Source organism: Gordonia sp. DT219 (assembly GCF_049847065.1).
Lineage (GTDB): Bacteria > Actinomycetota > Actinomycetes > Mycobacteriales > Mycobacteriaceae > Gordonia.
Window position 1 is genome coordinate 137,014 of the sequence record NZ_JBNCNR010000006.1, and the last position, 12,149, is coordinate 149,162.

11 protein-coding genes are annotated in these 12,149 nt (G+C 67.8%); 8 read left to right on the forward strand and 3 right to left on the reverse strand.

Annotation, left to right across the window (positions count from 1 at the left end):
• Positions 1 to 43: 43 nt before the first annotated feature.
• Entirely contained in the window at positions 44 to 670 is a 627-nt protein-coding gene (locus ACPXB3_RS10490; protein ID WP_425727545.1) for a hypothetical protein, read from the forward strand.
• A gap of 74 nt (positions 671 to 744) precedes the next feature.
• Positions 745 to 1,536 (forward strand): ParA family protein, encoded by a 792-nt coding sequence (locus ACPXB3_RS10495; RefSeq protein ID WP_425704598.1) that lies wholly within the window; start codon positions 745 to 747, stop codon positions 1,534 to 1,536.
• A gap of 46 nt (positions 1,537 to 1,582) precedes the next feature.
• On the opposite strand, the gene ACPXB3_RS10500 is transcribed toward ACPXB3_RS10495, so the two are convergent.
• Together ACPXB3_RS10500 and ACPXB3_RS10505 are read right to left on the reverse strand one after the other, a co-directional pair.
• Positions 1,583 to 2,785, reverse strand: coding sequence for a hypothetical protein (locus ACPXB3_RS10500; protein WP_425704659.1), 1,203 nt, complete (start codon positions 2,783 to 2,785; stop codon positions 1,583 to 1,585).
• 140 nt (positions 2,786 to 2,925) lie between these two features.
• Positions 2,926 to 4,614: a DEAD/DEAH box helicase gene (locus tag ACPXB3_RS10505; protein WP_425704599.1), complete on the reverse strand. Its 1,689-nt coding sequence runs from the start codon at positions 4,612 to 4,614 to the stop codon at positions 2,926 to 2,928.
• Positions 4,615 to 4,959: 345 nt separating this feature from the next.
• On the opposite strand from ACPXB3_RS10505, the gene ACPXB3_RS10510 reads away from it, so the two are divergent.
• Both ACPXB3_RS10510 and ACPXB3_RS10515 read left to right on the forward strand, forming a co-directional pair.
• Positions 4,960 to 5,685, forward strand: a complete 726-nt coding sequence (locus ACPXB3_RS10510) for a ferritin-like fold-containing protein (protein WP_425704600.1) — start codon at positions 4,960 to 4,962, stop codon at positions 5,683 to 5,685.
• Positions 5,686 to 5,840: 155 nt separating this feature from the next.
• The gene (locus ACPXB3_RS10515) at positions 5,841 to 6,071 is read left to right on the forward strand and encodes a DUF3107 domain-containing protein (protein WP_425704601.1); all 231 of its coding nucleotides are present in this window, start codon (positions 5,841 to 5,843) and stop codon (positions 6,069 to 6,071) included.
• A 69-nt stretch (positions 6,072 to 6,140) separates the two neighbouring features.
• On the opposite strand, the gene ACPXB3_RS10520 is transcribed toward ACPXB3_RS10515, so the two are convergent.
• Positions 6,141 to 6,839, reverse strand: coding sequence for a TetR/AcrR family transcriptional regulator (locus ACPXB3_RS10520; RefSeq protein ID WP_425704602.1), 699 nt, complete (start codon positions 6,837 to 6,839; stop codon positions 6,141 to 6,143).
• Positions 6,840 to 7,135: 296 nt separating this feature from the next.
• Between ACPXB3_RS10520 and ACPXB3_RS10525 the strand changes: the two genes are divergently transcribed.
• The 4 genes from ACPXB3_RS10525 (at position 7,136) to ACPXB3_RS10540 (ending at position 12,087) form a co-directional block, all read left to right on the forward strand.
• Entirely contained in the window at positions 7,136 to 8,098 is a 963-nt protein-coding gene (locus tag ACPXB3_RS10525; RefSeq protein ID WP_425704660.1) for a DUF3152 domain-containing protein, read from the forward strand.
• Between the two features lie 126 nt (positions 8,099 to 8,224).
• Complete coding sequence (gene moeZ, locus ACPXB3_RS10530) at positions 8,225 to 9,400, forward strand: adenylyltransferase/sulfurtransferase MoeZ (RefSeq protein ID WP_425704603.1); 1,176 nt, start codon at positions 8,225 to 8,227, stop codon at positions 9,398 to 9,400.
• Between the two features lie 116 nt (positions 9,401 to 9,516).
• Positions 9,517 to 10,371 (forward strand): TIGR02569 family protein, encoded by an 855-nt coding sequence (locus ACPXB3_RS10535; protein WP_425704604.1) that lies wholly within the window; start codon positions 9,517 to 9,519, stop codon positions 10,369 to 10,371.
• 207 nt (positions 10,372 to 10,578) lie between these two features.
• Positions 10,579 to 12,087, forward strand: a complete 1,509-nt coding sequence (locus tag ACPXB3_RS10540) for a nitrate/nitrite transporter (RefSeq protein WP_425704605.1) — start codon at positions 10,579 to 10,581, stop codon at positions 12,085 to 12,087.
• The last annotated feature ends 62 nt before the right edge of the window (positions 12,088 to 12,149 follow it).

A 12,149-nucleotide genomic window follows, 5' to 3' on the forward strand; every position in this document is an offset into this window, starting at 1 on the left:
GCGGGCGTGTGGCCATCCGGGCGGGCCGACCTACCCTGGACGGGTGAGCACACGCAGTGGACAGGGGGACCGGCCGCGCGGTCGCGGAACCGGCGGCGATGAGCGGCGCGCGAGCGCCGCCGATCGGGCGCCGACCCCGATCCGGGTGGCCGGTGCCCTGACGGCCGCCGAGGGCGTGGCTGCGCTCGTCGTGGCGGTGATCCTGGTCGTCCGGGGACTCACCGACGACCGGCACGATGCGTTCAACGGCCTGGGGACCGCACTGTGGCTGGCGATCATCTTCGGTGGTGTGCTGGCCGGCGGGCTGGCCTTGATCTTCGGACGACGCTGGGGCCGGGCGATCTCGGTGGTGGCCCAGATATTGCTGTTACCGGTCGCCTATTACCTGTTCACCAGCCACCAGGCGGTGTTCGCGGTGCCGCTGGCCATCCTGGCCCTGGTGACCCTCGGATTTCTCTTCGCCCCGCCGTCGCTGCGCTGGCTGGCCGGTGACCTGGAACTCGACGGTGTGGATCCCGACGGTGTGGATCGCGGCGGCAACGCGAGTGGCCGCGACACGAAGGGTCAGGGCGCAAAGGGGCAGGGCACGAAGGGGCAGTGCGCAAAGGGGCAGGGGCAGGGCCCGAAAGGGCCGGGCTCGAAGCGGAACAAGCGTCGCGACGCGAGGTAACCCGGACGTCATCGTCGCCCGCATTGTGGTCGGCAGCACAGAATTCACCGACCCGAACCACTACAGTGAACGCCATGACGCGCATGCTCGCGGTTGCGAACCAAAAGGGTGGGGTTGCCAAGACCACGACCGTCGCGTCGCTGGGGGCCGCGTTGGCCGACCTCGGTGTGTCGGTGCTCGTCGTCGATCTGGATCCGCAAGGGTGTCTTACCTTTTCCCTCGGACATGACCCGGATCAGTTGCAGTCGTCGGTACACGACGTGTTGCTCGGTGATGCGGAGATCGCCGATGTGCTGGTCGAGACCGACGACAAGATCACGCTCCTGCCGGCGACGATCGACCTGGCCGGCGCCGAGGCCCTGCTGCTGATGCGGCCCGGCCGCGAGTACGCCTTGAAGCGTGCGCTGGCCGAGGTTGCCGAAGACTTCGACGTGATTCTCATCGACTGTCCGCCATCGCTGGGTGTGCTCACGCTCAACGGACTCACGGCCGCCGACGAGGTGATCGTGCCCCTGCAGTGCGAGACGCTCGCCCATCGTGGTGTCGGACAACTCCTGCGGACCGTCACGGAGATCCAGCAGATCACCAACCCGAATCTGACGATGCTCGGTGCGGTCGCCACGCTCTATGACGCCCGGACCACCCACAGCCGGGACGTGCTCGCCGACATCTCCGATCGTTACGGTCTGCCCGTGCTCGATCCGGCGATACCGCGCACGGTGCGCTTCGCCGAGGCGTCGGCGTCCGGCGCGTCGGTGATGCGGGGCCGAAAGAACAAGGGCGCCACCGCCTACCGCGAACTTGCCGAGAATCTTTGGAAGTACTGGGACAGCGGCGAGGACGTGCACACCGCAGATCTGAGCTGAAGCTCTGCGTATTCGTTTGTGCGCTGCCTGCTGAGCCGAGCCGGCGTCAGCCCCTCGGTCCGTACACCTCGATGAGCGGGCCGCGTTGTTCGACGACCAGATCGCCGAGGACCCGCAGACCGACGGTGCCACCGGTGTAGCCGCGGCGATCGAGCTTGACGGTGCGGATGTCGGCGCCGGTTGCCGGATCGCGGACACTGATTCCCGACGGACTCGGCAGCAGCAACTGCCCGCCCATCACCGCGCCGGGCCCGAGCGCCGCCGGGATCTGATATCGCGGCCGCAGCGATTGTGCGTCGAGTACCACCGTCGCCTGGCCGGTGAAGTAGGTGACGAGTCCATCGGAGAAGGTCGCGACGCTGTCGGCGGGAGGCTGCGCCGATCCCTTCACCTCGCTCGAAGCTCCGGGGGCGCCGTCGGCGTTGAACAGCCGGATCGACGGTGGCTGCGATGCCGCCGCGTTGGTGCCGCCGTCGTAGACCGCGATTCCCGAGGTGCTCATCGCGACCAGTCGGGGTGGATCGTCGGACGCGCGTTCGGTGATCAGCGTCGACCCGTATTGGGTGACCTGGTCGTTGCTGTCGAGAAGTGCGCCGAGCACGGTCAGCCGATACCCGGGGTCGCCGGCACATCGTTCGATCACCGCGACCCGGTCTCCGGCGAGGGTCGATGAATACAGATGGCAGTCGGTACGCCCCGGCTGCACCCCTGGTTTCACCGGCGCGCTGACCCGCCCGTATTCGATGCCCCGCACCAGGTTGGATCCCCAGGTCTCGAGGCGTCCGGGTCCCTGGGCGAGGACATAACCGGAGCCGGCGAACAGGCGCAACGTGTCGTCGGCGTCGCTCGTGCGCGCCGCCTTGCGTGCGCCGGTGGAGCCGTCGAGTGCGGTGACCTCCGAGCAGCCACGCGAGTTGCGATACACCGCCAGAACCTCGTCGACGCTGCTCGGCCACGCCGCTGCCGCACTGCACAGCGATTGACTGCGGTCATAACTCCACAGGGGACGACCGCTCGTCGGATCGTGACCGGTGACGGTTGTTCGGTCAGCCGTCACGATCACCGCACGGGCGAGCGCGGGTTGGTCGGTCGCCGCCGACCGAGCCGACCAGCGCGAGGCGAACGCGGCGGGCACGGTCGTGGCGGGCACGACCTCCGCCGGAGCGGTCGTCGCCGTGACGCTGTGGGCGTGGCGGGCCGGACTGATCCACCAGACGACCGCACCCGCCACGACGAGGACCACGACGATACCGAGACTGACCAGGAGATCGGCGCGGGTGCGTCGTTCTGGCCGAATCCGTCGCGCAGACGGCGTGCGGGGTGGGGTCGACGTGCTGATCGGAGGCTCCAGGTTGTCGTGCGGGTCCGCGTCGGCAGGCTCGCCTGACCCTACTCGGAGGCCGCCGCGGCCGGGGCTCCCGAAGTGGCCGAGTCCGCCGATGGCTGCTCGGCTGCGCCGTCCTGTCCGCCACGTCGCCGCGAGCCGCCGCGACGGCGACGCCGCTTACGCGGGGCGTCGGCGGCATCCGATGCCGGATCGGCGCCGGCCGAACCCGGGGCGTCACCGGCCGAACCCGCTGCGGATGCGGCGTCGGATGACGTGGCGGGCTCCGCGGTCTTGCCGGTGTCGTTCGTGGCGCCGCCACCGGTCGTGGGGCTGCCGCCGCGGGTGCGGCGGCGCGACCGCGAACCGGCAGCGGGCCGTTCCCGGCGTTCGCGCCGTTCGCGGCGCTCTCCGTCGGCCTCGGCAGGTGCGCGCCGCGGTGCGGCGATGCGGCCGGTCGCCGACTCGGGGATGCCGAGCTCGGCGCGCAGGTGCTCAGAGGTCGAGTAGGTCTCGACCGGCTCGGGCTGGCCGAGTTGCAGTGCCGCGTTGATCAATTCCCAACGATGCAGTTCGTCCCAATCGACCAGGGTCACGGCGATACCGGTGCGCCCGGCGCGGCCGGTACGTCCGATGCGGTGTACGTAGGTCTTGTCGTCGTCGGGGGACTGGTAGTTGATCACATGTGTGACGTCGTCGATGTCGATGCCGCGTGCGGCCACATCGGTGGCGACGAGCACGTCGATCTCGCCGGTTCGGAACTTCTTGAGGGCCTTCTCGCGCGCGACCTGCCCGAGGTCGCCGTGTACGGCGCCCACCGAGAAGCCGCGCTCGGCGAGGTCATCGGCGACCTTCTGTGCGGTGCGTTTGGTGCGGGTGAAGATCATCGTCGCGCCGCGGCCCTCGGCCTGCAGGATGCGGGCCACGAGTTCGGCCTTGTCGAGCGCATGCGCCCGGTAGACGTACTGGGTGGTGCGCTCGTGAATGGCCGAGTCGTTGGCATGCTCGGCCCGGATGTGGGTGGGCTGCTGCAGGAAGGTGCGGGCCAGGGTGACGATCGGCCCGGGCATCGTCGCCGAGAACAGCATTGTCTGCTTCTGCTCGGGCAGTGCGGCCATGATGCGTTCGATGTCGGGCAGGAAGCCCAGATCGAGCATCTCGTCGGCCTCGTCGAGGACCAGTACGGCCACCTTGCCGAGGATCAGGTGACCCTGTTTTGCCAGATCCAGCAACCGTCCCGGAGTGCCGACCACGACGTCGACCCCGGCCTGCAGATCGGCGATCTGCGACTCATAGGGGCGCCCGCCATAGATGGAGGTGATCTTCAGCGGCCGTCGGCGCGACCCCGTCGGTGTGCCGTCGGCGTCCTCGCCCTCGGGCAGGGTGACGACGACTTTCTTTGCGGCGACCTTGAGATCGCCGGTCACCTGCACGCACAACTCTCGTGTCGGCACGATCACCAACGCGCGGGGGGTGTTGTCGAGCGGGCGGATCCCCGACTGTTCGGGGTGGATGAGCCGGTGCAGCAGCGGGACACCGAAGCCGAGTGTCTTGCCCATCCCGGTGCGCGCCTGCCCGATGAGGTCGTCGCCGGCGAGCGCCAGCGGCATCGTCAGTTCCTGGATCGCGAAGGTATGGGTCTTGCCGTCGTCGGCGAGCGACGAGACGATCGCCTCGTCGACGCCGAGATCGGCGAAGGAGGGGGAGTCATGGGCGTCGTCGACGATGGTCGTATGTATGCCGGGTTCGGTCATGTTGTTACTCGTGTGCCTTTCGTATGTCGCTCGAGCGCGCACGAAAGGCTCCACTGATTCGTCGAGTGTCGGGTTCTCCGGATCTCGGATCTCCCGGTGTCTCGCGTTCGCCGCGCGACCGTCGCGATCGCGTCGGGCGACAGGGTGGGCTCGCAAGTGCGCGCACAATGTCTGGTGGTCTGCGAGCGTTCTCCGGCTGCCCGGGCGATGCGCTCCGCCGTCGACGTGTGGGCGCCGACAGGCTGCCCGCACGCGATCGGCCGATCGACGTTCGCCGACTACACCGTCCGCAAGTGTACGTGGTGGCCGAAGCCGACCGATACGCGCGACCGTTACCATCGGGGCATGTCGTCGTCGACCGCCTCGCCCGAACCCGTACCGGCCATCTCGGGCGACCTGTCGGAGCGGGATGGGTCGGCCCGCCTCGACGAGGAGCAGGATGCGGCCGTCGGCAAGCTGTTCGCGGTTCTCCTCGCCGGCGAGTACGCCGCGTTCTACCGGCTGATCGACGAATCCTCGATGGCGCCCGACACGGTCAGCGGCATCGCGATCGCCCGGATGGCGGCGTCGGAGATCGCGCATTTCGAACTACTCGCCGAACAGGTGGTGCAGCGCGGGCTCGACCCGGCGGAATCGGTGGAGCGCTACCGCCCGGTCTTCGACCGATATCACCTCGCCACGACCCCGCAGACGTGGCTCGAGGCGCTGGTCAAGGCATACGTCGGCGATGGGCTGGCCGCCGACTTCTACCTCGAGCTGTCGGAGTTCATGCCGTCGGCTGCGCAGCGGGTGGTCGCCGGGGTGATGGCCGAGACCGGCAATTCGCGGTTCGCGCGCGAGCAGGTCAGGGCCGCGCTCGCCGCCGACCCGGCGTTGCGCTCGCCGTTGACCCTGTGGGGCCGCCGCTTGCTCGGCGAAGCCGTCACGCATGCGCAATGGGTCCTCGCGGCCGAGGAGGACGTGACCGACCTGCTGTTCTCGGGTACGACATCGCTGAACGGGGTCGCCGACTTCTTCGAGTCGATCACCGCCCGGCACGCGCAGCGGATGGCCGACATGGGGTTGGGCTGATCGCGTCGGGCAGATCGTCGGGCCGGCTTGCGCTGTGAGCGGAGCCGCTGCCCGTGGCCGGTTCCGCTGGACTAGCCTGGTGCGGCAGGCAACAGCCGCATCGTGATGTCGGCGTTGCACGTTCAACGTGACAGTTTCTCCAGAGAAGGGTGGCCATGACCATTGAAGTGAAGATCGGTATCACCGACAGCCCTCGTGAACTGTCGATCCAGACGCCCCTCGACAGCGACAAGGCGCTGGCCACCGTGGAGGCCGTACTGAGCGGCAAGGAGCAACTGCTCACGCTCACCGACGAGCGTGGGGCCCGCTACCTCGTGCCGGTCGCCAAGATCGCCTACGTCGAGGTGGGGGCCTCGGAAAACCGTCGCGTCGGATTCGGTTCCTGAATCTGAATCTGCCCGACCCCAGCGCACCGGTGCCATCGGGCCCGGTGCGTTGTCGTGTCCGGCGGGAGACTACTCGGACGGGGTCGTCGTCTGCGCGGCTTGCGCCGCCGCTGCTTCCTCGGCCAGGCGCGCCTGCGCGTCGAGTTCGGCCTGTCGCGGCACATGGGAGAGACCGCCCCACAGAAGTGCGACGGTCGTGTCGATGGCGGTCTGTTTGTCGATGGGCCGCCGTGCCTCGAGCCAGTAGCGGGCGTTGACCTGGCTGGCGCCCACCAACCCCGCGGCCAGCATGCGCGAGCGATACGGATCGAGTCCCGAATCCTGCATGACCAGGCCGTAGACGGCGTCGACACATGCCTCGGTGGCGCCCTCGGTACGTCGGATGACCGCCGGATCCATCACATCGGAGGCAAAGATCAGCCGGTATCCGGAGTTGTCGGAATCGATGAAGTCGAAGAACGCCTGGACCGCGGCCTGGACGCGTTGCCGGTTGTCGGTGGTCGTGAGCAGCGCATTGTTGACATCGACGACCAGTTTTTCCGCGTGGGAATCGACGACCGCGATGTAGAGGTCGAGTTTGGACGGAAAGTGCTGGTACAGGACCGGCTTGCTCACCCCCGCGTGGATGGCGATCTCGTCCATCCCGGCCGAGTGGTAGCCGCGTTCGACGAAGATCTCGCTGGCGGCCTCGAGTAACTGCAAGCGCCGTGCACTCCGGGGAAGCCGGGTTCCGTTGCGTCCGGCGGAGACGTTTGCGGCCGTGGGCATGGTTAGAGGGTACTCGGGTGCGGTGGCCGCAAACCCTGCGGTTCGTCGAAGTGAATACCCGGCCTTACGTGAGGACCAGTGATGTCGGACATGGTAACGGCGCGTTCTATGAGAAGGTGTGAACCGTGAGCCGCACAGATGATGCGTCGGGGACGCCGAGTGCGCCGAGCGGTGCCGGACGATACCGGGGGCGCGATGGCGAGACGGGTACGGCGCGTACGGCCGGCACCGGCGGCGCTGCGTCGTCGACCGGATCGGCCGGGCGCAGCGGGAGCACCACGACCCGTCGACGGCCACTGCCCGATCAGCCGCTGCGGGCGCGCTGGGACCCGACCGACGACAACGGCAGGCAGCGGTCCGATCGTGACGCGGCGGCGCCGCGGAAGAAGCAGAGCGCGCTCGGACGATTTGTGACCACCTACGGCTGGCGTGCGTACGCGATCCCGGTCCTGGTGGTGCTGACCATCGTGCTGCTCGTGTACACGGTGCGTGACGGGGGAACCGAGAACACCGGCGCCCCGATCACGCCGAGTCCGTCGTCGCGCAATGTCGGGGTGACCAAGGAGACCCGGCCGATCGGCGCGCCCACCGGTGACATCCAGGCGGCGCAACTGACCGAGGCCGCGCTGCCCGGCGGCGGCGGTTTCACGACCGCGGGGCGCAAGACCTACCACGTCGTTGCGGGCACCACACCGCGAGTCGGTGGCGGCGGGCAGGTCTACACCTACACCGTCGAGGCCGAGAACGGGCTGGTCCCTTCCGAGTACGGGAGTGATCAGGCCTTCGCGAAGATGGTCGACGCCACGCTGGCCAACCGGAAGAGCTGGATCGGCGACGGCAAGGTCTCGTTCCAGCGGATCGATCGGGGCGAACCGAACCTGCGGATATCACTCACCTCGACCGACACCACCCGCGAATTGTGCGGCTACCAGATCAGACTCGAGACGTCGTGCTTCTACCCGCCCGACGAGCGGGTCATCCTCAACGAGGCCCGGTGGGTACGCGGGGCGCTGTCCTATCAGGGCGACGACGTCTCCTACCGGCAGTACCTGGTCAACCACGAGGTCGGCCATGGCATCGGCTACGAGCACCACGAGCCGTGTCCGGCCAATGGGGCACCCGCCCCGATCATGATGCAGCAGTCGTTCGGCGTCTCGAATTCCCAGATCATGGCCCTCGACCCGGACGTCCGCGCCAACCCGTCGCTGGTCTGCAAACCCAACCCGTGGCCCTTCCCCGATCGCACGAGCAGCAGCTGACCCTTGCCGCCGTCGCGGCTGGGCGGTGGCCGCACGGCCGGCGTGGCGCCGGGGAATGCCGGTATGCGCGGGGTCGTTGTTCCCCACAGTTTCTTCAACTCCGATGCACAATCCGGGAGGCCCATCGTGTCGTCCTTGCCACCGCTGGTCGAGCCGGCAGCCGAACTGTCCAATGACGAGGTCGCGCGCTACAGCAGGCACCTGATCATCCCCGACGTCGGGATGGACGGTCAGAAGCGGCTCAAGAACGCGAAGGTCCTGGTGATCGGGGCCGGCGGCCTCGGTTCGCCGACGCTGCTGTATCTCGCGGCGGCCGGCGTCGGCACCATCGGCATCGTCGAATTCGACGTCGTCGACGAGTCGAATCTGCAACGGCAGATCATCCACGGACTCTCGGACGTGGGCCGCCCCAAGGCAGAGAGCGCGCGGGATTCGATCCTCGAGATCAACCCGTTCGTGACCGTCGACATCCATGACCGGCGCCTGGAACCCGAGGACGCGATCGACCTGTTCTCCGGATACGACCTGATCCTCGACGGTACCGACAACTTCGCCACCCGCTACCTGGTCAACGATGCCGCCGTGCTGGCCCACAAGCCGTACGTGTGGGGATCGATCTACCGGTTCGAGGGCCAGGCATCGGTGTTCTGGGAGGATGCCCCCGACGGGCGCGGCATCAACTATCGCGACCTCTACCCGCAGGCTCCGCCGCCGGGCATGGTGCCCTCGTGCGCCGAGGGTGGTGTGCTCGGCATCCTGTGCGCCTCCATCGGCGCGATCATGGGTACCGAGGCGATCAAACTCATCTGCGGTATCGGGGAGCCCCTGCTGGGTCGCCTCATGGTCTACGACGCCCTCGACATGACTTACCGCACCATCAAGATCCGCAAGGACCCCGAAGGTGAGAAGATCACCGGTCTCATCGACTACGAAGAGTTCTGCGGGGTCGTCTCCGACGAGGCCGCGCAGGCCGCCGCCGGATCCACATTGACCGCCGCGGAGCTCAAGGCGAAGATCGATGCCGGCGAGAAACTCGCACTCGTCGACGTCCGGGAACCGGTCGAGTGGGACATCGTGCACATCGACGGGGCCACCCTTGTCCCCAAGGACCGGATACTCTCCGGTGCCGCCCTCGCAGAGATTCCGCAGGACCGGCCGACCGTCCTCTATTGCAAGACCGGGATCCGCTCGGCCGAGGCACTCGCGGCGCTCAAGCGCGCCGGCTTCGCCGACGCCAAGCATCTGCAGGGCGGTATCACCGCCTGGGCCAATCAGGTCGACAAGGAACTCCCGGTCTACTGATACCGGCGGCCACTGATACCGGCGGCCACTGATACCGGCGGCCACCGACACCGGCGGTCGGCCGGCGCCGGTGTCGCTGCGGGATGCCGGGCGACGACCTCGGTATTCTCTGCAATGTGAACACCGTAGAGCCACCCGAGCACGTGCTCAACACGTTCGGGCTGACCGCCCATCCGCCCATCGCGATGGGCGATACCTGGGCCGGTGGCTGGCGCGTGGGCGAGGTGGTGCTCTCCATGGTCCCCGACCACGCGCGTGCGGCGTGGTCGGCATCGGTACGTGAGAACCTCTACATCGACGGCCTGCGGATCGCGCGGCCGTTCCGCGCCACCGACGGCCGATATGTGGTGTCGGGCTGGCGCGCGGACACCTACATCGCAGGTGTCCCCGAACCCCGTCATGACGAGGTGGTGTCGGTGGCCGAGCGACTGCACGAGGCCACCGCCGACCTGCCGCGTCCGAGGTTCCTCCTGCAGCAGCCCGCCCCGCCGCACACCGACGTCGACGTCTTCGCTGCCGCCGACCGCGCGGCCTGGGAGGACACCCCGATGCGCGCAGCCCGTGCGGCCGGGATGGCCGAGCCGAGCGCGCCGGACGGGCAGGAGAGTGTCGAGATACTGAAAACCCTTGCGCGCCTACGCAAAGACGTGGATCTGAAAAGCCAGATCGTGCACGGCGATCTATTCGGAACGGTGCTCTTCGCCGGCGCGGCCGCGCCCGGGATCACCGACATCGTGCCGTATTGGCGCCCCGCATCCTGGGCGTCGGCCGTCGTCGTGGTGGACTCGCTGGCCTGGGGCGGCGCCGACGACGATCTCGTCCGGCGCTGGTCGGATGAACCGGAGTGGCCACAGATGATGCTGCGCGCCACCATCTTCCGGCTCGCGGTGCACGCGCTGCACCCACGCTCCACGGCCGGCGCGCTGCCCGGTCTCAAACGCGTCGTCGACATCGTTCGGCTGATGGTATAAAACCGCAGATGGCACCGGTTGGTGCCGTCTGCTCCCGATCTCGGGCTCTCACACGCTTCGGGCGCCGATGTGAGAACAACGTGACGTCGCGGTCACCGAGGTGAAAATCGGCGCAACACGCACTTCGTACTTTTGGTTCCAACGACCGACGCCGTCGTCGGTGGTCAAGGCATTTCAGCCCGCTTCGACCCGATGGGACCAACACGAATGGCATTCTCGACACTTGTGCACGACCTGCGCAGAGACCACAAGATCACCGATTGGGATCCCGAGGATCGGCAGGCGTGGGACGGCGGAAATTCTGTCATCGCCCGCCGTAACCTCCTCTGGTCGGTGATCTGCGAACACATCGGCTTCTCCATCTGGTCGCTGTTCTCGGTGATGGCCCTGTTCATGGGTCCCGAGTACGGCATCAACGCCGACCAGAAATTCGTCATCGCGGCCACCGCCACCTTCGTCGGCGCCTGTCTGCGCGTGCCCTACACCCAGGCCACCGCGCGTTTCGGCGGCCGGAACTGGGCGATCTTCTCCGCGGTGGTCCTGCTCATCCCCACCGGTCTGACGATGATGCTGATGATGAACCCCGGCGAATTCGGCTACGGTTGGTTCCTCGCGGTCGCCGCGCTCACCGGTTTCGGTGGCGGCAACTTCGCGTCGTCGATGACCAACATCAACGCCTTCTATCCGCAACGGCTCAAGGGCTGGGCGCTCGGACTCAACGCAGGTGGCGGCAACATCGGTGTCCCCGTCATCCAGCTCCTGGGCCTCCTGGTCATCTGGCTGGCCAGTGACAGTCCCGAGATCCTCTGCGCCATCTACCTTGTGGCACTGGCGGTTGCGGGCATCGGCGCGGCCATCTACATGGACAATCTCGATCACCAGACCGCCAGTGGCCGCGCAATGATCGACTGCCTCAAGCACTACGACAGCTGGCTGATCTCGATCCTCTACGTCGGCACCTTCGGCTCGTTCATCGGCTTCTCCTTCGCGTTCAGCCAGGTGCTCAGCCTGAGTTTCCAGTCCTCGGGTGAAACCGCCTCGGCGGCAGCGCTTTCGGCCGCCCAGATCGCCTGGATCGGTCCGCTGCTCGGCTCGCTGTTCCGGCCCATCGGCGGCAAGCTCGCCGATCGATTCGGCGGCGGCCGGGTCACACTGTGGTCCTTCGCCGCGATGGTCGCCTCGTCGATCGTCCTGGTGACCTCGGGAACCATCGCCGACGGCCACCCCGGGCACCGGATCGAGACCGGGCAACTCGCCGGATTCATCGTCGGATTCATCCTGCTGTTCGCGATCTCCGGCGTGGCCAACGGCTCGGTCTACAAGATCATCCCGACCATCTTCGAGCACAAGTCGCGCAACCTGCCCGGCATATCCGGTACGGCAGCGGTGCTGTGGTCGCGCTCGATGTCCGGCGCGCTCATCGGTATCGCCGGCGCGTTCGGTGCTCTCGGCGGGGTCGCCATCAACCTCGTCCTGCGCAGCAGCTACAAGGCCAATCATTCGGCGACCGTGGCATTCTGGATCTTCATGGCCTTCTACGTCATCGCCGCGATCATCACCTGGTGGTTCTACGCCCGCCGGGAGGTCGTTCTCGACCCCGACCACCGCCACACCGACGACATCGAGGTGGCCACCGCCGGTGCCCCCGCCCCGAACTCCGCTTCCACGACCGATACCCGGGGCACCGACGCCCCGACCGAGGTGAATGCCCGATGACCCACTCCCACAACCCTCTGGGCACATTCGAGAAGCCTGCTTCGGTGACGGCCCCCACCGCG

Excerpts from the sequence above, each read along its gene's own strand:
- ACPXB3_RS10505 (WP_425704599.1), bottom strand. The coding sequence starts at position 4,614 with ATGACCGAACCCGGCATACATACGACCATCGTCGACGACGCCCATGAC.
- ACPXB3_RS10510 (WP_425704600.1), top strand. The coding sequence starts at position 4,960 with ATGTCGTCGTCGACCGCCTCGCCCGAACCCGTACCGGCCATCTCGGGC.
- ACPXB3_RS10520 (WP_425704602.1), bottom strand. The coding sequence starts at position 6,839 with ATGCCCACGGCCGCAAACGTCTCCGCCGGACGCAACGGAACCCGGCTT.
- ACPXB3_RS10540 (WP_425704605.1), top strand. The coding sequence starts at position 10,579 with ATGGCATTCTCGACACTTGTGCACGACCTGCGCAGAGACCACAAGATC.
- ACPXB3_RS10495 (WP_425704598.1), top strand. The coding sequence starts at position 745 with ATGACGCGCATGCTCGCGGTTGCGAACCAAAAGGGTGGGGTTGCCAAG.
- ACPXB3_RS10515 (WP_425704601.1), top strand. The coding sequence starts at position 5,841 with ATGACCATTGAAGTGAAGATCGGTATCACCGACAGCCCTCGTGAACTG.